The sequence below is a fragment of the Pseudomonas sp. XP2 genome (assembly GCF_053557975.1).
The window spans coordinates 36,134-56,810 of record NZ_JBNRIK010000033.1 but is presented as its reverse complement, the minus strand read 5'-3'; the positions used below and the strand labels follow the sequence as shown (position 1 = coordinate 56,810).

Annotated in this window: 19 protein-coding genes; 10 read left to right on the top strand and 9 right to left on the bottom strand. The window is 63.0% G+C overall.

Features of this window, described 5'->3' with window-relative positions; genetic code table 11:
- Window positions 1-90 precede the first annotated feature (90 nt).
- Together ACK1VC_RS25945 and ACK1VC_RS25940 are read right to left on the bottom strand one after the other, a co-directional pair.
- Window positions 91-225: a hypothetical protein gene (locus tag ACK1VC_RS25945; RefSeq protein ID WP_016488687.1), complete on the bottom strand. Its 135-nt coding sequence runs from the start codon at window positions 223-225 to the stop codon at window positions 91-93.
- 139 nt (window positions 226-364) lie between these two features.
- On the bottom strand, window positions 365-3,244 hold the full coding sequence (locus ACK1VC_RS25940) for a ribonucleoside-diphosphate reductase subunit alpha (protein WP_016488686.1): 2,880 nt from the start codon (window positions 3,242-3,244) through the stop codon (window positions 365-367).
- A 943-nt stretch (window positions 3,245-4,187) separates the two neighbouring features.
- On the opposite strand from ACK1VC_RS25940, the gene ACK1VC_RS25935 reads away from it, so the two are divergent.
- Together ACK1VC_RS25935 and ACK1VC_RS25930 are read left to right on the top strand one after the other, a co-directional pair.
- Window positions 4,188-4,886, top strand: a complete 699-nt coding sequence (locus ACK1VC_RS25935; RefSeq protein WP_016488685.1) for a response regulator transcription factor — start codon at window positions 4,188-4,190, stop codon at window positions 4,884-4,886.
- A complete protein-coding gene (locus ACK1VC_RS25930; RefSeq protein WP_016488684.1) occupies window positions 4,883-6,490 on the top strand; it encodes an ATP-binding protein in 1,608 nt (535 codons plus the stop codon). The genes ACK1VC_RS25935 and ACK1VC_RS25930 overlap by 4 nt, the downstream gene beginning before the upstream one ends.
- Before the next feature lie 3 nt (window positions 6,491-6,493).
- Here the strand turns inward: ACK1VC_RS25930 and ACK1VC_RS25925 are convergent, their stop codons facing one another.
- A complete protein-coding gene (locus ACK1VC_RS25925; protein ID WP_016488683.1) occupies window positions 6,494-7,195 on the bottom strand; it encodes a 4'-phosphopantetheinyl transferase family protein in 702 nt (233 codons plus the stop codon).
- A 124-nt stretch (window positions 7,196-7,319) separates the two neighbouring features.
- A complete protein-coding gene (locus tag ACK1VC_RS25920) occupies window positions 7,320-8,114 on the bottom strand; it encodes a dienelactone hydrolase family protein (RefSeq protein ID WP_016488682.1) in 795 nt (264 codons plus the stop codon).
- A gap of 129 nt (window positions 8,115-8,243) precedes the next feature.
- Between ACK1VC_RS25920 and ACK1VC_RS25915 the strand changes: the two genes are divergently transcribed.
- The 4 genes from ACK1VC_RS25915 to ACK1VC_RS25900 all read left to right on the top strand — a co-directional run bounded on the left by ACK1VC_RS25915 (window position 8,244) and on the right by ACK1VC_RS25900 (window position 12,649).
- The gene (locus ACK1VC_RS25915) at window positions 8,244-8,849 is read left to right on the top strand and encodes an outer membrane beta-barrel protein (RefSeq protein ID WP_191086889.1); all 606 of its coding nucleotides are present in this window, start codon (window positions 8,244-8,246) and stop codon (window positions 8,847-8,849) included.
- A gap of 149 nt (window positions 8,850-8,998) precedes the next feature.
- A complete protein-coding gene (locus tag ACK1VC_RS25910) occupies window positions 8,999-9,676 on the top strand; it encodes a response regulator (protein WP_016488680.1) in 678 nt (225 codons plus the stop codon).
- Window positions 9,673-11,019 carry an ATP-binding protein gene (locus ACK1VC_RS25905; protein WP_016488679.1) on the top strand — a complete coding sequence of 449 codons (1,347 nt, stop codon included), beginning with the start codon at window positions 9,673-9,675 and terminating at the stop codon, window positions 11,017-11,019. Before ACK1VC_RS25910 ends, ACK1VC_RS25905 begins: the two co-directional genes overlap by 4 nt.
- Window positions 11,020-11,326: 307 nt before the next feature.
- Window positions 11,327-12,649 carry a dicarboxylate/amino acid:cation symporter gene (locus ACK1VC_RS25900; protein WP_016488678.1) on the top strand — a complete coding sequence of 441 codons (1,323 nt, stop codon included), beginning with the start codon at window positions 11,327-11,329 and terminating at the stop codon, window positions 12,647-12,649.
- Window positions 12,650-12,723: 74 nt separating this feature from the next.
- On the opposite strand, the gene tsaA is transcribed toward ACK1VC_RS25900, so the two are convergent.
- The 4 genes from tsaA to ACK1VC_RS25880 all read right to left on the bottom strand — a co-directional run bounded on the left by tsaA (window position 12,724) and on the right by ACK1VC_RS25880 (window position 15,172).
- Window positions 12,724-13,416 carry a tRNA (N6-threonylcarbamoyladenosine(37)-N6)-methyltransferase TrmO gene (tsaA, locus tag ACK1VC_RS25895; RefSeq protein ID WP_016488677.1) on the bottom strand — a complete coding sequence of 231 codons (693 nt, stop codon included), beginning with the start codon at window positions 13,414-13,416 and terminating at the stop codon, window positions 12,724-12,726.
- 6 nt (window positions 13,417-13,422) lie between these two features.
- Window positions 13,423-13,884, bottom strand: a complete 462-nt coding sequence (locus ACK1VC_RS25890) for a YehS family protein (protein WP_016488676.1) — start codon at window positions 13,882-13,884, stop codon at window positions 13,423-13,425.
- Window positions 13,885-13,931: 47 nt separating this feature from the next.
- Complete coding sequence (locus ACK1VC_RS25885) at window positions 13,932-14,642, bottom strand: rRNA pseudouridine synthase (protein ID WP_016488675.1); 711 nt, start codon at window positions 14,640-14,642, stop codon at window positions 13,932-13,934.
- 77 nt (window positions 14,643-14,719) lie between these two features.
- Window positions 14,720-15,172 (bottom strand): GNAT family N-acetyltransferase, encoded by a 453-nt coding sequence (locus ACK1VC_RS25880; protein WP_016488674.1) that lies wholly within the window; start codon window positions 15,170-15,172, stop codon window positions 14,720-14,722.
- Between the two features lie 189 nt (window positions 15,173-15,361).
- Between ACK1VC_RS25880 and ACK1VC_RS25875 the strand changes: the two genes are divergently transcribed.
- The 4 genes from ACK1VC_RS25875 to ACK1VC_RS25860 are packed head-to-tail and all read left to right on the top strand — an operon-like array spanning window position 15,362 to window position 19,326.
- Window positions 15,362-15,970, top strand: coding sequence for a hypothetical protein (locus ACK1VC_RS25875; RefSeq protein ID WP_411911047.1), 609 nt, complete (start codon window positions 15,362-15,364; stop codon window positions 15,968-15,970).
- A 57-nt stretch (window positions 15,971-16,027) separates the two neighbouring features.
- Complete coding sequence (locus ACK1VC_RS25870) at window positions 16,028-16,822, top strand: DUF6502 family protein (RefSeq protein ID WP_232247768.1); 795 nt, start codon at window positions 16,028-16,030, stop codon at window positions 16,820-16,822.
- Window positions 16,819-18,522, top strand: a complete 1,704-nt coding sequence (locus ACK1VC_RS25865) for a DUF5666 domain-containing protein (protein ID WP_197884505.1) — start codon at window positions 16,819-16,821, stop codon at window positions 18,520-18,522. The genes ACK1VC_RS25870 and ACK1VC_RS25865 overlap by 4 nt, the downstream gene beginning before the upstream one ends.
- A 54-nt stretch (window positions 18,523-18,576) precedes the next feature.
- On the top strand, window positions 18,577-19,326 hold the full coding sequence (locus ACK1VC_RS25860; RefSeq protein ID WP_449118140.1) for a hypothetical protein: 750 nt from the start codon (window positions 18,577-18,579) through the stop codon (window positions 19,324-19,326).
- Window positions 19,327-19,398: 72 nt separating this feature from the next.
- Here the strand turns inward: ACK1VC_RS25860 and rimO are convergent.
- A partial coding sequence (rimO, locus tag ACK1VC_RS25855; protein ID WP_449118139.1) for a 30S ribosomal protein S12 methylthiotransferase RimO occupies window positions 19,399-20,677 on the bottom strand: 1,279 nt, incomplete at its 5' end.

Below are 20,677 nucleotides of genomic sequence, written 5' to 3'. Positions count from 1 at the left end.
GCCAGCGCCCACTGGCAGCGCGCCCGGCTGCAGGGCGATGCAGTACCTGTGGGAGCTGGCTTGCCGGCGATGAGGCCCGGGCACACAACACTAGCTGCGGTGGGTGTGCAGCGTTTCGACAATGTGTGTCTTGGGCTGCTTGCGAGCTGCTTCGACCGAGGTAAAACGACCGGTTTCAGCATTACGACCAATCTTGCGAGTAGTTGCCACTTTTTTCCGCGCCATGGGCTTGCGTCCTTTATAGGGAGGTCTTGTCCTTTTACCGAACCGCGTACGCAGCGGGAAAAGGGCAGGGCTTCTCAGTGACGCGGATACAAAAATGCCGCGCGGGGCGCCCGTAGGCACCCCGCGCGGCATTCAGGCCTTACTGGCAGGCTTCGCAGTCAGGCTCGTCGATCGCGCAGGCCTTCGGCACTGGCGCTGGGCCGGCTGCCTGGACCGGGGCGCTGTCGCCACCGCTGGAAACGGCGTTGAGCTTGCCGGTGTTGATGGTCGACTTCTCGGTGCTGGTTGCAGCCAGGGCACGAAGGTAGTAGGTGGTTTTCAGGCCACGGTACCAGGCCATGCGGTAGGTCACGTCCAGCTTCTTGCCCGAGGCGCCAGCGATGTACAGGTTCAGCGACTGAGCCTGATCGATCCACTTCTGGCGACGGGAAGCTGCGTCGACAATCCACTTGGTCTCGACTTCGAACGCGGTGGCGTACAGGTCTTTGAGCTCTTGCGGGATACGCTCGATCTGCTGCACCGAACCGTCGTAGTACTTCAGGTCGTTGATCATGACCGAGTCCCACAGGCCGCGGGCCTTCAGGTCGCGGACCAGGTACGGGTTGATCACGGTGAACTCGCCCGACAGGTTCGATTTCACGTACAGGTTCTGGTAGGTCGGCTCGATCGACTGCGACACGCCGGTGATGTTGGCGATGGTCGCGGTTGGCGCGATGGCCATGATGTTCGAGTTACGAATACCTTTTTGCACGCGGGCACGCACCGGCGCCCAGTCCAGGGTCTCGTTCAGGTCGACGTCGATGTACTTCTGGCCACGGGCTTCGATCAGGATCTGTTGCGAGTCCAGCGGCAGGATGCCTTTGGACCACAGCGAACCCTGGAAGGTCTCGTAGGCGCCACGCTCGTCGGCCAGGTCGCAGGATGCCTGGATCGCGTAGTAGCTGACCGCTTCCATCGACTTGTCGGCGAACTCGACGGCAGCGTCGGAGCCGTAGGCGATGTGCTGCAGGTACAGTGCGTCCTGGAAGCCCATGATGCCCAGGCCGACCGGGCGGTGCTTGAGGTTCGAGTTACGCGCCTGCGGCACCGAGTAGTAGTTGATGTCGATCACGTTGTCGAGCATGCGCACGGCGGTGTTCACGGTCCGTTGCAGCTTGGCAGTGTCCAGCTTGCCGTCAACGATGTGGTTCGGCAGGTTGATCGAGCCCAGGTTGCAGACCGCGATCTCGTCCTTGTTGGTGTTCAAGGTGATCTCGGTGCACAGGTTCGAGCTGTGGACCACGCCCACGTGCTGCTGCGGCGAACGCAGGTTGCACGGGTCCTTGAAGGTCAGCCACGGGTGGCCGGTCTCGAACAGCATCGACAGCATCTTGCGCCACAGGTCTTTGGCCTGGATGGTCTTGAACACCTTGATCTTGTTGTACTCGGTCAGGGCTTCGTAGTACTCGTAGCGCTCTTCGAAGGCCTTGCCGGTCAGGTCGTGCAGGTCTGGCACTTCCGAAGGCGAGAACAGGGTCCACTTGCCGTCATCGAAGACGCGCTTCATGAACAGGTCAGGGATCCAGTTGGCGGTGTTCATGTCGTGGGTACGACGGCGGTCATCACCGGTGTTCTTGCGCAGCTCGATGAACTCTTCGATGTCCAGGTGCCAGGTTTCCAGGTAGGCACACACGGCACCCTTGCGCTTGCCACCCTGGTTGACGGCAACGGCAGTGTCGTTGACCACTTTCAGGAACGGCACGACGCCCTGCGACTTGCCGTTGGTGCCCTTGATGTAGGAGCCCAGTGCACGCACCGGGGTCCAGTCGTTGCCCAGGCCACCGGCGAATTTCGACAGCATGGCGTTGTCGTGGATCGCGTGGTAGATGCCCGACAGGTCGTCCGGCACGGTGGTCAGGTAGCAGCTGGACAGCTGCGGGCGCAGGGTACCGGCGTTGAACAAGGTCGGGGTCGAGGCCATGTAGTCGAAGGACGACAACAGGTTGTAGAACTCGATCGCACGGGCTTCCTTGTCTTTCTCTTCCAGCGCCAGGCCCATGGCCACGCGCATGAAGAATACCTGCGGCAGCTCGAAGCGTACGCCATCCTTGTGGATGAAGTAGCGGTCGTACAGGGTCTGCAGGCCCAGGTAGGTGAACTGCTGGTCGCGCTCGTGGTTGATCGCCTTGCCCAGTTTTTCCAGGTCGAAGTCGGCCAGGGCCGGGTTCAGCAGCTCGAACTCGATACCTTTGGCGATGTAGGCCGGCAGGGCCTTGGCGTACAGGTCAGCCATCTCGTGGTGGGTGGCGCTGTCGGCAACGCTGAGGAAGCCCAGGCCTTCGGCACGCAGGGTGTCCATCAGCAGACGGGCGGTCACGAACGAGTAGTTCGGCTCGCGCTCGACCAGGGTACGGGCGGTCATCACCAGGGCGGTGTTGACGTCCTTGATGGCGACGCCGTCGTACAGGTTCTTCAGGGTTTCGCGCTGGATCAGGTCGCCATCGACTTCGGCCAGGCCTTCACAGGCTTCGCTGATGATGGTGTTCAGGCGGGCCATGTCGAGCGGCGCCAGGCTACCGTCAGCCAGTGTAATGCGGATGCTTGGGTGCGGCTCGACCACGGCGTCGGTGTTGGCGCGGGTGGCGCGCTCCTTGGCGCGCTGGTCGCGGTAGATCACGTAGTCGCGGGCGACTTTCTGCTCGCCGGCGCGCATCAGGGCCAGTTCTACCTGGTCCTGGATTTCTTCGATGTGGATGGTACCACCCGATGGCATGCGACGTTTGAACGTGGCGGTGACCTGCTCGGTCAGGCGCGCAACGGTGTCGTGGATGCGCGACGAAGCGGCGGCGGTGCCGCCTTCAACTGCGAGGAACGCCTTGGTGATGGCAACGGTGATCTTGTCGTCGGTGTAAGGGACGACAGTGCCGTTACGCTTGATCACGCGCAGTTGGCCAGGGGCGGTGGCGGCCAGATCCTGGTTGGAATCGGCGGCCTGCGGCACCTTGGCCTGCGGGTTCTCGCGAGTTGTGTCGGTTTGCATGGGTGGGTGTCTCCACAGTTTCTATATTGTTCAGGCGCCTTTTGGGCGCCCACCGTTCCGTCCACTTGCTCGATGACCCGGCGGGGGATGCGCAATGCATGCGCATCCGCCCGCACGGGCGTACCGACTTCGGGACAGACTCAGGAATAAGGGGCAATAGCTTGCCGCTCCCTGGCCGAAGTCAAAGGTTTTGGGCAGGGCCCAAAAACTGTTGCTGATGGATGCCAGGGCTGGCCTGCAACACCCATACCCGAACAAGGCCCTGGAGGGGCTTGCCTCGGTCGCCTCCGCAGGAGCGGTTTGGCTGCTGAAATCACCTGAAGTTCAGCTCGTAAAATCGCTTGATTTTGCGGGTTGACTTTTGTGTGTGATTTTGCACGAAACCCTATATGTAGTGGTTCGCTGCGTTCGGGATACAAGATAATGCGGTATTGGGGGCTTTGCAAGGCGAGCGCCTGTGGATAACTTGTGCGTACTTTGTGTGTGAATGGTGGGTATTCGCTGTAGGCCTTGTGCCAAGTGGTTTGCAGTATTTTTCTGCGTGGTGACGCCCTTGGGCAGTTTTTTTCGGGCGGGATACCTGTCACAAAAAACGGTTCAGTTCAGGGGGGCGGTATTGCATGTCTGAAGATCTGGGGTGCCTGGGAGATCGAGCGCCGCCCGCGCGGCGCATCGCGAGCTGCGCTCGCTCCTACGTTTGTTTCGGGCCAGTTACGCCTGTGACAGGCGCGCGCGACCGCCTTGTGTGTACGACACGATATCGCGCCGTGCGCCAAGGGGGCGCGCGCAACTCCCCCAGGAATAATTGGCCCGAAACAAACGTAGGAGCGAGCGCCGCTCGCGATGCGCCGCGCGGGCGGCGCTTGGTCTCGCAGGCGCCACCCATCTACAGCCATACTCTCAGCTGCCCTTACACGATCCCAAGAACAACAAGGCCAAAGCCATGGACCACCCCGTACCCCGCATCCTCATCGTCGAAGACGACCAGCGCCTGGCCGAGCTCACCGCCGAGTACCTGCAGGCCAACGGCTTCGAGGTCGCGGTGGAGGGCGATGGCGCCCGCGCCGCGCGGCGCATCGTCGACAGCCAGCCCGATCTGGTCATCCTCGACCTCATGCTGCCCGGTGAGGACGGCCTGAGCATCTGCCGCCGGGTGCGCAACCAGTACCCTGGCCCGATTCTCATGCTTACCGCACGCAGTGACGAACTCGACCAGGTCCAAGGCCTGGACCTTGGGGCCGACGACTACGTTTGCAAACCCGTACGCCCACGCCTGCTGCTGGCGCGTATCCAGGCTCTGCTGCGCCGCAGCGAAGCCGTGGACAGCAAGCGCCAGGGCCTGGCCTTTGGCGCCCTGCGTATCGACAACCGCCTGCGTGAAGCGCGCCTGGGTGACCAGCTGATCGAGCTGACCGGTGCCGAATTCGACCTGCTCTGGCTGCTGGCCAGCAACGCCGGGCGGGTACTGACCCGCGAACAGATCTTCACCGCGTTGCGTGGCGTCGGTTACGACGGCCAGGACCGCTCCATCGACATACGTATCTCGAAAATCCGCCCCAAGATCGGCGATGACCCGCTTCAGCCACGGCTGATCAAGACCCTGCGCAGCAAAGGCTACCTGTTTGTCGGCGAGGCACCATGAACAACTCGATCTTTTTGCGCATCTACGGCGGCATGCTGGCTGTGCTGGTGCTGGTTGCCCTGCTCGGCGTGCTCAGCCTGCACCTGGTGAATGAAGTGCGCGCTGCCCAGCACCGGGAGGGCCTGGCACAGGGCACCTTCAGCCTGATGGCTGACAACCTGGCACAGCAGAATGCAACCGAACGCAAGCGCTCGCTGCTGATCTGGGAGCGACTGCTCGGCGTGCCGCTGGCGCTGCAACCGATGACGGCGCGCAGCCTCGACGGTGGCCAGCGGGCGCGCCTGTACCGCGGCCTGGTGGTGGTCGAAAAGACCGGCCCGCATGCGGCGCAAGTGCTGCGCAAGGTTGGCCACGAAGACCTGATGCTGGTGGCGCAGATCAAACAGATAAGCGAGCAACTGGCGCGGGCCACGCTGTACCTGTTGGCCGATGAACTGGTGCGCTACCCGATCACCGAGCAGCAGCAGCGGCTGGCACAGATCAAGCAGGAAAAGGGCTTCGGTTTTGGCGTCGCCCTGCAGCGCATCGAACGGGTAAGCCTGGACGATGACCAGCGGCGCCGGGTAGAGGAGGGCGACACGGTCATGGCGCTGGGCAAGGATGGCGACTCGATTCGTGTGTTTGCTGGGCTGGCGGGCTCGCCCTGGGTACTGGAAATCGGCCCGTTGTACCAGCTAAACCCGTATCCGCCGCAGTTGCTGGTCCTGATTACCTTTCTCGGCCTGTGCCTGATCGGTCTGGTGGTCTACCTGCTGGTACGCCAGTTGGAGCGCCGTGTGTCGGGCCTTGAGATTGCCGCCACACGCATCGCCCAAGGCAGCCTGGACACCCGTGTGCCCGCCGGTGACGCCGACTCGGTAGGGCGCCTGGCTGCCGCCTTCAATGGTATGGCCGAGCACCTTCAGCGCTCGCTGACCATGCAGCGCGAGCTGGTGCGGGCGGTATCCCACGAGTTGCGCACGCCCGTTGCGCGCCTGCGCTTTGGGCTGGAGATGATCGAAAGTGCCGCCACCGAACAGGCGCGGGCCAAGCACCTGGCGGGCATGGACGGAGATATTCAGGACCTCGACAAGCTCGTCGACGAAATGCTGACCTACGCCCGCCTGGAGCAAGGCGCGCCGGCCTTGAAGTTTCAGCGGGTCGACCTGGACGTCTTGCTCGCGCGGGTAGTCGAAGAGCTGGCGCCGTTGCGTGCCGAGGTACGGGTAGTGCGCGGCGATTGCCAGGGCGCGGATGCCGAAGGCGCCTGGGTCGAGGCCGAGCCGCGCTACTTGCACCGGGCGTTGCAGAACTTGGTCAGTAACGCCATGCGCCATGCGGCGTCTGAGGTGCGCGTGAGCTACCAGTTGGGGCAGCAGCGGTGCCGTATTGATGTCGAAGATGACGGCCCCGGGATCCCCGAGGGCTTCTGGGACCGCATCTTCACCCCGTTCACCCGACTGGACGACAGCCGCGCCCGTGCTTCGGGTGGGCACGGCCTGGGCCTGTCGATCGTGCGGCGAATCATCTACTGGCACACGGGCCGTGCGACGGTGGGGCGCAGCGAAGCGCTGGGTGGCGCCTGCTTCAGCCTTAACTGGCCACGGCAGCAGGCGCCACTGTGAAGGTCAGACGCTGACCAGGCTGAGCAGGTGGCCGTCCTGCAGGCAGAACTGGCCCTGCAACACTGTGCCATGGCGCCACTGCGGCGACAGGTCGGTGAGCAGGCGCAGCTGAGCCAGGCCTTCGGTGGACCAGTCGATCACTTCGGCATGCTCGAAATAGAAGCGCTGGCGGGTCAGCGGGTAGAGGGTCTTGAACAGGCTTTCCTTCAGCGAGAAGGTCAGGGTGACCGTCAGGCCGAGCTGGCGGCGGTCCAGGCGTTCGAGCTCGGGCGGGGTGAGGATTTCGGCCATCAGCCGCTCGGCGCGCTCGTCATCCAGCAAGGCCTCCTGATCCAGGCCCAAGCCCTGGCAGCTGCGCTCGGCGGCGACTACGGCGGCGGCCCAGCCCTTACCGTGGGTGATCGAGCCATGGATACCCGCCGGCCAGATCGGCGAGCGGTCCTCATGGGTGCCAGGCACGTAGTCGCGACCGTCCAGGCCCTGCAGCGCGGCGCGCGCGCATACGCGACCGGCCAGGTACTCAGCCTGGCGCTTGGCCACCGAGCGCTGCAGGCTGGCGCTGGGCACGAGCCCGGCGCGCTGGAAGTCGTCGGGTGCCAGGCGGGCAGGGTCGAAGGCGCAACTGACCAGCACCGCGCCGGGCAGCGGGCGGGGCAGGGGCCAGTGGTGCTGGAGCGGGGCGCAGCAGGCGGGGAGAATGTTCATGGGGCTATTGTGCCAGCCGCAGCGGCGGTGTGGGAGGTGGAACAGCAGGGGGCTGCTGCGCAGCCCATCGCCGGCAAGCCAGCTCCCACAGGTGTTGCGCAGCGCTTGAGGTTTGCGCTAATCCTTATTTGAACACCTGCTTGAAGAACGCCTGCATATCCGCCCAAGAGCTCTCGTCCGCAGCCTTGTTGTAGCCTATATCCGGTCCGCCATGCTCACCATGGCTCAAGCGGTCGGCATCCGGGTTGGTGAAGCCATGCTTGGCCCCCGGAATGTTGACGAACTGGTAGTTGACCTTGGCGGCGTCCATTTCCGCTTTGAACGCATTGACCTGCTCTTGGGTGACCATGCTGTCTGCGGCGCCGTGCTCGACCAGTACATAGGCCTTCACCTTGCCAGCCTGGGCCGGCGTCTGTGTGGCCAGTGCACCGTGGAAGCTCACCACTGCATCGAGCTTGTCCACGCCGCGTCGTGCTGCATCGAGCACCACCTTGCCGCCGAAGCAGTAACCGACGGCACCTAAACTGCTCTTATCGGTGTAAGGCTGTAGTTCCAGCAGTTTCAGGCCGGCGTCGAAGCGCTTGGCGGCCGCCGCCGGGTCTTTCATCGCTTCGGCCATGAACGCTTGGGCATCCTGCGGATGTTCGGTCTGCTTGCCATCGCCATACATGTCGATGGCCAGCGCACTGTAACCCAAGGCCGCGAGGTCACGGGCGCGGCGCTTGGCATAGTCATTCAGCCCCCACCATTCATGCACCACGACGATGCCCGGACGCTTGCCTTGGACTGCATCATCATAGGCGTAGTAGCCGATCAAGCGCTTGCCCTCGGCGTCCTGATAGGGGATCTCGCGGGTCACTATTGCCGCCTGGGCGAGGGCGGCGCTGCACATCAGGGTCAGGGCCAGCAGGGCACGCATCTTTACTACTCCTTGTCTTGCAGACAGTTCGTTCAGCCGGTGTTCAGCCAGGGTTCAGTCACGGTTCAGGGTGCCTTCCTTACTCTAGCTTCCAGACCGAAACAGCGCACCCAACTGGAGTATCCAGCCATGAAAACCTTCAACACCCTGCTTGCCGCCATGGCCGTCTGTGCCGCTGGCATCACCACTGCCCAGGCCGCCGACGACAACTTCGCCAGCCTGACCTACGGCCAGACCAGCGACAAGGTTCGCAAATCCGGCCTGCTGCAGCGCAACACTGGCCAGCTCAACGCCGATGGCATCATCGGCAAGGACGACACCTGGGGTGTACGTGTGGGCAAGATCAACGACCAGGGCCGCTACTACATGACTTATGACAACGTTTCAGGCGACCACAGTGGCCTGAAGTTGCGCCAGGAAAACCTGCTGGGCAGCTACGACTTGTTCCTGCCGGTGGGCGATACCACCAAACTGTTCGGCGGTGGCAGCCTGGGCATGACCAAGCTCACCCAGGACTCGCCCGGGGCCAGCCGGGATACCGACTACGGTTATGCCTACGGCCTGCAGGCCGGCGTGATCCAGGACATCACCGACAAGGCTTCGGTGGAGCTGGGCTATCGTTACCTGCGCACCAATGCCGCGACGGAAGTGGGCGCGCATGGCGGGCCCAAGGACGGCACCCTGCGCCTGACCAGCAGTGCGCAGACTTATCTGGCCGCAAGCTACAAGTTCTGACGCGCGAGCCGCGTTATCCTGTACCGGCCCTTTTGCGGCTAAAGCCGCTCCCACAGGGATCGCACAGTTCCTGAGACGTGTGCAGCACCTGTGGGAGCGGCTTTAGCCGCGAAAGGGCCGGCACAGGCAATACACACAAGGAGCTGCACATGAAATTGCTGGTGGTCGAGGACGAAGCCCTGCTTCGCCATCACCTCTACACCCGCTTGGGCGAAAGCGGCCATGTGGTCGAGGCGGTCGCCGATGCCGAGGAGGCGCTGTTCCAGGCTGGGCAATACCACTTCGACCTGGCCATCATCGACCTGGGCCTGCCCGGTATCAGTGGCCTGGAGCTGATCACGCGCCTGCGTAACCAGGACAAGACCTTCCCCATTCTCATCCTCACCGCCCGCGGCAACTGGCAAGACAAGGTCGAGGGGCTGGCCGCCGGTGCCGACGACTATCTGGTCAAGCCGTTCCAGTTCGAAGAGCTCGAAGCGCGGCTGAATGCCCTGTTGCGCCGCTCCAGCGGCTTCACCCAGTCGACCATCGCTGCTGGCCCCTTGGTACTCGACCTCAACCGCAAGCAGGCTACCCTCGACGACCAGCCCTTGGCGCTGACTGCCTACGAGTACCGGATTCTCGAATACCTCATGCGCCATCATCAGCAGGTGGTGGCCAAGGACCGCCTGATGGAGCAGTTGTACCCAGGGGACGAGGAGCGCGACCCCAATGTGATCGAAGTACTGGTTGGCCGCCTGCGCCGTAAACTTGAGGGCGAGCATGGCTTCAAGCCCATCGACACCGTGCGCGGCCTGGGTTATCTGTTCACCGAGCGCTGCCGATGATCCGCTCGCTGCGGGTACGCCTGATGCTGGCCGCAGCCGTGCTGGCGTTGCTGTTCATGTTGGCCCTGCTGCCGGCCTTGCAGAAGGCCTTCAGCCTGGCCCTGCAGGAATCGATCGAGCAGCGCCTGGCTTCGGATGTGACCACGCTGATTTCCGCTGCGCGTATCGAGCATGGCCAGCTGCAGATGCCGACGCTGCTGCCGGACGAGCGCTACAACCTGCCTTACACGGGCTTGCTCGGCTACATCTTTGACCGCGATGGCAACCTTGTCTGGCAGTCGCGTGCCACCGCCGATCGGCACATCAACTACCGCCCCCGATATGACGGGCGCGGCAACGAATTTGCCCGCATTCACCAGGCAGATGGCGAAGAATTCTTCGTGTACGACGTTGAGATCAAGCTGCTGGGGGGGCAGAGCGCTGCTTACAGCATTGTCGCCCTGCAGCCGGTGAGCGAGTACAAGGCTACCCTCAATGGCCTGCGGGAAAAGCTCTATCTGGGCTTTGGTGCTGCCTTGCTGGCGCTGATGGTATTGCTATGGGCTGGCCTGACCTGGGGCCTGCGCTCGTTGCGCCGGCTGAGCCGCGAGCTGGATGAAGTGGAGTCGGGCACACGCGATGGCCTGAGCGGCGAGCACCCTCGTGAGCTGTTGCGCCTGACCCGCTCGCTCAACCGTCTGTTGCGCAGTGAGCGTGAGCAGCGCACGCGCTACCGCGATTCACTGGACGACCTGGCGCACAGCCTGAAGACGCCACTGGCGGTGTTGCAAGGTGTGGGCGAAAGCCTGCAGCAGCGTAGCGGTGAGCGCGAGCAGGCGCGGGTGCTACAAAGCCAGATCGAGCGCATGAGCCAGCAGATCGACTATCAGTTGCAACGTGCCAGCCTGCGCAAGAGCGGCCTGGTACGCCACAGCGTGAGGCTGCGGCCGTTGCTCGATAGCCTGTGCAGCACCTTGGCCAAGGTGTACCGGGACAAGCGGGTGAACGTGACGCTGGAACTGCCCGATGCGGCGCAGGTGCCGATGGAGCAGGGCGCCTTGCTGGAAATGCTGGGCAACCTGCTGGAAAACGCCTACCGCCTGAGCCTGGGCCAGGTGCGGGTTAGCCTTGAGCAGGCGCCCGGGCAGTTGACCTTGTGTATCGAAGACGATGGGCCCGGGGTGCCGGCCGACCAGCGTGAGCGCATTCTGGAGCGCGGTGAGCGGCTGGACAGCCAGCACCCGGGCCAGGGCATCGGGCTGGCGGTGGTCAAGGACATTGTCGACAGCTATGACGCCGAGCTGAGCCTGGGGGACTCGCCCTTGGGGGGCGCGGCGTTCAGAATCACTTTCCACCTCGATTGATTGGCCGGCACTTCTGATTCAGGAGGGCGGATTCCCGCCATACCCCGTGTACAAAAACCGCCACCGGGCGGAAATCCGCCAGCCTTCCTCAGGCAAATCGCCCTGTCGTTGGGCATTTATCCCCAGCAAATGCGGCCCTTGCACCCTTCATGGGCATTTTGGCACCACCCTTGCTATTGATCCTGGCAGAGGCCTGCCCAGGCAGCTCGAACACAACGACAAATCCCTCCAAGTGCAGGAGGGTTAGCGATTCAGGTGCCGCATCACCCTGGGAAGGGTGAACCGGCACACTTGAGGAAAATGAGCCATGACGACACGTCAGCCGCTGTACAAATCCCTGTATGTCCAGGTGATCGTTGCCATCACCATCGGCATCCTGCTCGGCCACTACTACCCGGAAACGGGCGTTGCCCTCAAACCCTTGGGTGACGGCTTCGTCAAACTGATCAAGATGGTCATCGCCCCGATCATCTTCTGCACCGTGGTCAGCGGCATCGCCGGCATGCAGAGCATGAAGTCGGTTGGCAAGACTGGCGGCTACGCCCTGCTGTACTTTGAAATCGTCTCCACCATCGCCCTGATCATCGGCCTCGTCGTCGTCAACGTGGTCAAGCCAGGCGCTGGCATGCACATCGACGTCAGCACCCTGAACGCCAGCAGTGTGGCTGCCTACGCCGCCGCCGGCGCGCAGCAGACCACCGTCGGCTTCCTGCTCAACGTCATCCCTAACACCGTTGTCGGCGCCTTCGCCAATGGCGATATCCTGCAGGTGCTGATGTTCTCCGTGCTGTTCGGCTTCGCCCTGCATCGCCTGGGCAGCTACGGCAAGCCGTTGCTGGATATGATCGACCGCTTCGCCCATGTCATGTTCAACATCATCAACATGATCATGAAGCTGGCCCCGATCGGTGCTTTCGGCGCCATGGCCTTCACCATCGGCCAGTACGGCGTTGGTTCGTTGGTGCAACTGGGTTACCTGATGGCCTGCTTCTACATCACCTGCCTGCTGTTCGTGCTGGTGGTGCTGGGCGGTATCTGCCGCGCCCATGGCTTCAGCGTACTCAAGCTGATCCGCTACATCCGTGAAGAGCTGCTGATCGTGCTGGGTACTTCCTCCTCGGAATCGGCCCTGCCCCGCATGCTGGCCAAGATGGAGCGCCTGGGCGCCAAGAAGTCGGTCGTCGGCCTGGTCATTCCGACCGGTTACTCGTTCAACCTGGACGGCACCTCGATCTACCTGACCATGGCTGCGGTGTTCATCGCCCAGGCCACCGATACCACCATGGACATCACCCACCAGATCACCCTGCTGCTGGTGCTGCTGGTGGCTTCCAAAGGTGCTGCCGGCGTGACCGGTTCGGGCTTCATCGTGCTGGCCGCCACCCTGTCGGCTGTTGGCCACCTGCCGGTAGCTGGCCTGGCGCTGATCCTCGGCATCGACCGCTTCATGTCCGAAGCCCGCGCACTGACCAACCTGGTGGGCAACGCCGTTGCCACGGTGGTCGTGGCCAAGTGGGTCAAGGAAATGGACAACGACAAGCTGGCCTCCGAACTGGCCTCCGGTGGTGCACCGCTGGTCGATACCCGTCCGACCGATGACCTGGGCGTGGCAGAAGGCCCAGCGCGCTGATCGCGCGGCTGTAGTACGAAAAAGGCGACCTTCGGGTCGCCTTTTTAATGTGTGTGGTTCGCCTCGGTGCGCGGTCAGGCCGGCACCACCTCCAGCACCCGGATCACATCCGGCTGAGGGTAATGCCACCTCACCTGCACATCCCAGAACTTCACCCCGTAGACCCGTTCGGCCGGCGGTACCTGGTAAGCCGGTCTCGGGTCTTGCGCCAAGCATTGTTCAATCAGTTCTACCAGCGGTTCAGCCAGGCGCAGTGCATGCTCGCGGGCCTGGGGCAGGGCGTTGTCGCCCCACTGTACGGCAATTGCGGCGGGCGCTGCGTTGGCCATCTGGTTGCTGGCGTCTGCAATGCTGTCGGCATACGGCACATAGGGCTTGATGTCCAGTACCGGCGTGCCATCGAGCAGATCGATGCCGGACAGCAACAGGCGCCCCGGCTCCACACCCTCCAGGCGTACCACCGACTGGCCGATGCCGTTTGGCCGGTGGGTTGCACGGGTGGCGAACACCCCCATGCTCTTGTTGCCGCCCAGCCGCGGTGGCCGCACTTTCAGGCGCGGCTTGTCCTCCAGGGCCTGGTGGAACAGGAACAGCAGCCAGACATGGCTGACCTGCTCCAGGCCTTCGACCGCATCCCCTTGGTCGAACGGCGGCAGCAGTTCGAGCACGCCGCGCGCGGCAGGCGCCAGTTGGGGCTGGCGCGGGATGGCGAATTTTTCCTTGAAGCAGGAGCGGACGATGCCGACCGGAGCAACCGTATGCTGCATGGCCAATCAGCCGCGCACGCGCTGGGTCAGGCCTTTGAGGAAGTTGCGCAGCAACTGGTCGCCGCATGGGCGATAGTTTTCGTGGCCGGCTTTACGGAACAGCGCGCTAAGTTCAGGCTTGCTGACCGGGAAATTGACCGACTTGAGGATCGTGTGCAGGTCGTCTTCCTTCAGTTCGAAGGCCACCCGCAGCTTCTTGAGGATGAGGTTGTTGGTCACTGGCAGCTCTACCGGCTGCGGCGGGCGGCTGTCGTCCTTGCCGCGGCGGTGGATCACCAGGCCATCGAGAAAGTGCGCCATCACCCGATCAGGGCAACGCACGAAGCCTTCCTCTTCTTCCTTCTTCAGGTAGGTGGCCAATACCTGAGGGTGCACTTCGAGGCCGGAAAGGCCGATGATCTCGGCCATCTTGGCGTCGTTCACCTTGAGCATGTAGCGCAGGCTGCGCAGGACGTCGTTGTGGTTCATTGCTGCAGAATCCTGTTCAGGTGCCACGCTTGTGCGTGGCGTATTGCTTAGAAACGTTCGGTGGTCGCCATGTAGCGCCATTGACCCAGGGGCAGCTTGCCCATCGACACCCCGCCCAGGCGAATGCGGCGCATGCTGACCAGTTCCAGGCGCAGGTAGGCGCACAGCTCGGCGATTTGCCCGGGCTGGGGGTTTTTCACGACCATGCGCAGGTGGGTCTCGTTCTGCCAGCTGGCCTTGGCCTTGGGCAGCTCGCGGTCATTGCGCGTAGCACCGCGCGCCAGGCGTTCCAGCGCCTGAGGTGTGGTCTCGCCGCGCACTTCGACAATAAACTCCTGCTCCAGGCGACGCAGGTCGGCCTCGATCTTGCGGCTGACCCGCCAGTCCTGGGTGAATACCTGCAAGCCGCTGGCGCCGCGCTCGAGCGGTGCCACGCAGGCCTGCCGGGTGAAATGCCCGTGCAGGGCGCGCACACCTTCGCGGTGCGCCTCGCTGAGGTTGCCCATGTTCATGCTGGCGCGGGCGCTTTCGCTGTCCACGCCGGCCGCCTGGTTGAGCAGCAGGGTTACCGGCTCCAGCGCTTCGACCCGGGCACCCGGGAGCAGCTCGACGTGCTGGTGTTCGACCTTGAACTGCGGCTGCTCGACCACCACGCCGTCGACTGTGACCCAGCCGCCTTCGATATAGAGCTCGGCATCGCGGCGGGAGCAGCCAAGTTGCTCGATAAGGCGTTTGGACAGGCGGACGGGTTCGGACATGACGGCAATTCGCAGAGGCAGGGAAAGGCCAGCATTGTACCTGCCTGAGCGGCAGAGGGGCTGGGAATCTGTGTCATTTACGCCATTTTGCAAAGGCGCATGTGCAGCAGCGGGTAGGGCTGGCCCAAGCCGTCGGTTTCCGATCGGCCGATTACCTCGAAGCCTTCATGCAGGTAAAAGCCCAAGGCCTGAGGGTTTTGCTCGTTGACGTCCAGGCGCTCGGCATTCAGCTCGTTGATCGCATAGTGCAGCAGGCGCTTGCCTACCCCTTTGCCACGGTACTCAGGCGCAACAAACAGCATGTCCACGCGCCCGTTGGCGACCCCGGCAAAGCCACAGATGCGTTGCCGGTCCTTGCAGCAGATCAGCATCACCGCGTCGAGGTAGCGGCGCAGCACCTGTTCGCGCAGTAACACGATGTACCCCTCTGGCAGAAAATCGTGAGTGGCACGCACCGAGTCCTCCCAGATCTGTACCAGCTCGCCGTAGTCGCGCAAGTGCGGGGTTTGCAGCGTCAGTAGCGATTGCATGCCGGTGGTCCTCCATGGCGATAGGGAAAACATAGCAGGCCAACCACCGGTCGGCTTGTCCGTGCTGTGCTTGAACGGTGGGGTGCAGGGGTCTATTAATTAAGCGTGGGAAAAAATCCCACAAAAAGAAAATTCGAAAAAGATTCGTACTGATCTGGCGTTCTCGTGGCGACTATCTGGAGACGGACCATGCAAATCCACCTGCTGTTCAAGAAGGCTTTAATCGCGGCTGCTGTAGCGGGCGTGCTGTCGACGGCCGTTGTTTTGATCCCTGACTCGATTTCTCATGGCTCCAGCGCCTACGCCAAAGATGGCGGTGGCGGTGGCGGACACGGAGGTGGAAGCGGTGGTGGTGGGGGGGGCCACGGAGGTGGAAGCGGCGGTGGAGGGGGTGGCCACGGTGGTGGCGGAAGCGGCGGTGGTGGTGGCCACGGTGGTGGGGGCGGAAGCGGCGGTGGAAGTGGCGGCGGAAGTGGCGGCGGTGGTGGCCACGGCAGTGGAGGAGACGGCGGTGGCCATGCCGGCAACAGTGGCAGCGGCCAGGGCCACGCCGGTGATTCAAACGCTGGGCGCAGCGGCAACCATGCTGAAGCGGGTGACGATCATGGCAATCATGTGGGGGGTGAGCCCGGTGACGATCACGGCAATCACGTGGGCGGCGAGCCCGGTGACGATCATGGCAACCATGTCGGCGGCGAGCCTGGCGATGATCACGGCAATCACGTTGGTGGTGAACCTGGTGATGATCACGGCAACCATGTGGGTGGCGAACCGGGTGATGACAACAGCAGGGGCTGACAGGCGTTGATCAGCCCAACTCTGCCCCCTTCGCTGTTAAGCGCACTGCGGCGTGTCATGCGCCCGCTGGTGCGCTTGATGTTGCGCAAAGGGGTTAGCTATACGATGTTCGCCGACCTGCTCAAGGAGGTGTTCGTCGACGTAGCCCATCGTGAGTTTGGCCTGGACGGCACCCCGCCCACCGACAGTCGCATCAGCCTGCTCACGGGTGTGCATCGCAAGGATGTCCGGCGGCTGCGCAGCGAAGGTGGCACGGCACTCGAGGCCTTGCCGGCGAACATCACCCTGGGCGCACAGTTGGTCAATGCATGGACCACCCGCCCGCCGTTCTGCTCGGCACCTGGCCAGGCCCTGGCACTGCCGCGTTTGGCAAGTGTGGGTGGCGAGTGTTCATTCGATGCCTTGGTGGCCACGGTCAGCACTGATATCCGCGGGCGTGTGGTGCTGGATGAGTGGTTGCGCCTTGGCATCGTCCGGCTTGATGAGCAGGATCGTGTGCACCTGGAAGCCAAGGCGTTCGTGCCGCAGAAAGGTTTCGATGAAAAAGCCGCGTACTTCGGCCACAACCTGCATGACCATGCCTGCGCAGCGGTGCACAACCTCAGTGGCCAGGGCCTGCCGTTCTTCGAACGCAGTGTGCACTACGATGCTTTGAGCCCGGCCAGCGTCGAGCACGTGCGTGAAGTGGTTGCCAAAGATGGCATGCAGACGCTGCTGGCCTTCAGCCGGCTCGCAGCAGAGCTGGAAAGCGTTGATGTGCCCAGCGCGGAGCAACGTCAGCGCATCACTGTCGGGCTTTATTTCTACACTGAAGCTACCGACCCCGAATTGTCCAAGACGCCAGGCCCATGACGCCCCTCACGCGCTGCCTCCGTGTCGTTGCCTTTGCCCTGGTCCTGGGGTTGAACCTGGCGGCGCCTGCCGATGTGGTCGCAGCACCGGTTTGTGTCAGCCGCGACGAAGTGGGCATGGCCGGTGCCACAGGCCTGCAGTTTCCGGGGGGGACAGGCGGTACCGGTGCACGCAGTGGAAACGGTGGTGTCGGCGGCACTGGCGCGCCCTTCCCGCAACGTCCTGGCGGCACCGGCGGTACTGGCGCGGTGGCCGAAGGTGTGGACGGCACCTACTCTGATAACGGTAATGGCGGGGTAGGCGGTACCGGTGCGCCGATCCTGCGCCCAGGCGGTACCGGTGGTACCGGCATCGTCGGCACCATCACCGGGTTTGCTTCGATCTGCGTCAATGGCATGGAAGTGCACTATGGCAAAAACGTGCCGGTGAGTGAAAACGGTGCACCCGCCAGCAGTGCTCACTTGGCGATCGGGCAGGTTGTAGCGGTGGAGGCAATTGCCACCCAGCGCGGTCTCCAGGCAGGGCGTATCTCGATCCTCAACGTCTACGAAGGGCCGCTGACGGCGCTCCCCAATGCTTCGGCCCCCCTGCGGGTGATGGGCCAGCCTGTGCGGCTCGCCGAAGGCGCGCGGGTGGCTGAAGGGCTGCGTGCGGGCGAGCCGGTCCGGGTCAGCGGCTTGCGCGATGCCACGGGCGAAGTGGTGGCAACCCGTATCGAACGGGCGCCGGGCCTCAGGGAGGCCAGTGCCATTGGTGCAATCGACCGCCCAGGCAGCCTGCAAGGGTTGACGCTGGGCACCCGCGTAGCCCCCGCGCGGGAAGTGCTGGTGCGCGGCCAGTGGACCGGGCGCCAGCTGGAAGTGGCACAAACCCGCCCAGACCCGAGCCTGCCGTTTGCTGGCCGTGTACAGCAGGCGGTGGTCGAAGGGCTGGTGCAGCGCGTTCAGGCACGGCAACTGGTGGTCGCGGGCATTAATGTGACGCTGGGGCAGGGTACTGTGGTTGTCGGCAGGCAGCCTGCAGGATTGGCGCTCGATCAACGCGTTCGGGTGAGCGGCGTGCTCAGTGGTACTCACGAGTTACGGGCCACCCGTGTGGAATTCCAGGATGACCGTGCTGACAACCCGGGCCGAGGCCATTCGGGGCATGGCGGCGAGCACGGCAGCAGTGACTCAGCCGGCTCCGACAACAGCGGCCATGGAACAAGCGAGGCGACCAGCGTTCGCAGCGAAAGCAGTGATGATCACAGAGGGCGCAGTACCGTTGAAGACGCCAGTGGTCACGGCAGGTCTGAAAGCGTGGACAAGTCTGGTAAGTCAGAGCATGTCGAAACCGTGGAGCAGCCCGAGAGCAGCAACAGTGGCAAGGGTGATCGGGTAGAGAAGGTTGAAGTCGAGAAAGTGGAAAAGGTTGAGAAAGTAGAAAAAGTTGAGAAGGTCGAGAAAGTGGAAAAGCCTGAAAAGGTCGAGAAAGTAGAAAAAGTTGAGAAGGTCGAGAAGGTGGAAAAGCCTGAAAAGGTCGAGAAAGTAGAAAAAGTTGAGAAGGTCGAGAAGGTGGAAAAGCCTGAAAAGGTAGAGAAAGTCGAAAAGCCTGAAAAGGTCGAGAAGGTGGAAAAAGTCGAGAAAATCGAAACCATCGAAAGGCCGCAAAAGGTAGAGACCGTCGAAAAAGTAGAGCATCCGGAGCGATCCGGGCGTTAGGCAACTAGGCTGGGGAAGTCCGACCACACTTCCCGGAGGGGTACTGAGGTGCAGATGAGACCCGCGCTCCCTCTTTTTGCCTGCCTGCTGTCATGTACCAGTGCGTCGACCGTGGCCGATACCTTCAGCACCGCCGTCGGCATGGACTATTCAAGTGGCGACTATGGCACAGGTACCACTTCGGAAATCTGGTACGTCCCCGTGGTCGGCAAATATGAAACCGGCCCCATGACCTACAAGGTCACCGTGCCCTGGTTGCGCATCACCAACCCGGAAGTAGGCCCCAATGGTGACCCCTTGCCCGGAGGTTGCCGGGATGTGGAGAGCGGGCTGGGTGACACGGTCGCCAGCGCCGGGTATGCCCTGCTAGATGGCAGTGACGGCGGCCTGATGCTCGACCTGATCGGCAAGGTCAAATTCCCAACCGCCGATGAAGACCAGTGCCTTGGCACCGGTGAATATGACTACACCGCCCAGGTCGACATCACCAAGGGCTTTGGCCCGGTCACCGGTTTCGCGACATTGGGCTGGAAGAAGTTCGGCGACCCGCCCGACAGCGATTTCGACGACCCGGTGTTTGTCAGCCTCGGCTTCGCCCTGCCAGTGGCTGCGGGTACTTCGGCGGGCGCCTCCTACGACTGGCGGCAGAAAGTGGTCTCGACCGGTTCGCAGATCAAGGAGCTCACCCTGTTCCTGACCCACAAGCTCAACCAGCAATGGAAAGTCCAGCTCTACGCGGTCAAAGGCTTCTCTGATGCGAGCCCGGATGCAGAGGGTGGCCTGATGCTGTTTCACACGTTCTGACGAAAAAAGCCCCTGCTCGCGTCATTCCTTGCGTGGAATGGCAGGGCAGGGGCTTTTCATGTTTCAGCCGCTTTAGATGGGCTCTGCCCACATGTCGTATTCGTCGGCATCTACTACACGGCAACGCACTTTGTCGCCCGGCTTGAAGCCATGGTCGCCATCAATGAAAACGCTGCCGTCGATTTCCGGGGCATCGAAGAAACTGCGGCCAACCGAACCTTGCTCCTCGACTTCGTCGATCAGCACGTCGATTTCCTTGCCGATGCGCAGTTGCAGGCGGGCGGTGCTGATGGCCTGCTGGTGGGCCATGAAGCGGTCCCAGCGCTGCTGCTTGATGTCGTCCGGCACTTCTTCCAGGCCCAGGTCGTTGGCCGGGGCGCCTTCTACCGGCGAGTACTGGAAGCAGCCCACACGGTCGAGCTGGGCTTCGGTCAGCCAGTCCAGCAGGTACTGGAAATCTTCCTCGGTCTCGCCCGGGAAGCCGACGATGAAGGTGGAGCGGATTACCAGCTCAGGGCACTGCTCGCGCCAGTTCTTGATACGCGCCAGGGTGCGGTCTTCGAAGGCAGGGCGCTTCATCGACTTGAGCACTTTCGGGCTGGCATGCTGGAACGGGATGTCCAGGTACGGCAGGATCTTGCCGGCGGCCATCAGCGGAATCACGTCGTCGACGTTCGGGTAGGGGTACACATAGTGCAGGCGTACCCAGGCGCCCAGGCTGCTCAGGGCCTCGCACAGCTCGAGCATGCGGGTCTTGACCGGGCGGCCGTTCCAGAAGTCGGTCTTGTACTTGACGTCTACGCCGTAGGCGCTGGTGTCCTGGGAAATCACCAGGATCTCCTTGACCCCGGCCTTGACCAGGCGCTCGGCCTCGCTCAGCACTTCACCTACCGGGCGGCTGACCAGCTTGCCGCGCATCGACGGGATGATGCAGAAGCTGCAGCTATGGTTGCAGCCTTCGGAAATCTTCAGGTACGCATAGTGGCGCGGGGTCAGCTTGATGCCCTGTGGTGGCACCAGGTCGATCAGCGGGTTGTGGTCCTGGCGCGGCGGCACGACTTCGTGCACTGCGTTAACCACCTGCTCGTACTGCTGTGGGCCGGTGACCGACAGTACACTCGGGTGCACGTCACGGATACTGCCTTCCTCGACACCCATGCAGCCGGTGACGATGACCTTGCCGTTTTCCTTGATCGCTTCGCCGATCACTTCAAGCGACTCGGCCTTGGCGCTGTCGATGAAGCCGCAGGTGTTGACCACCACCACGTCGGCGTCCTCGTAGGTGGGCACGACTTCATAGCCTTCCATACGCAGCTGGGTGAGGATGCGCTCGGAATCGACCAGGGCTTTT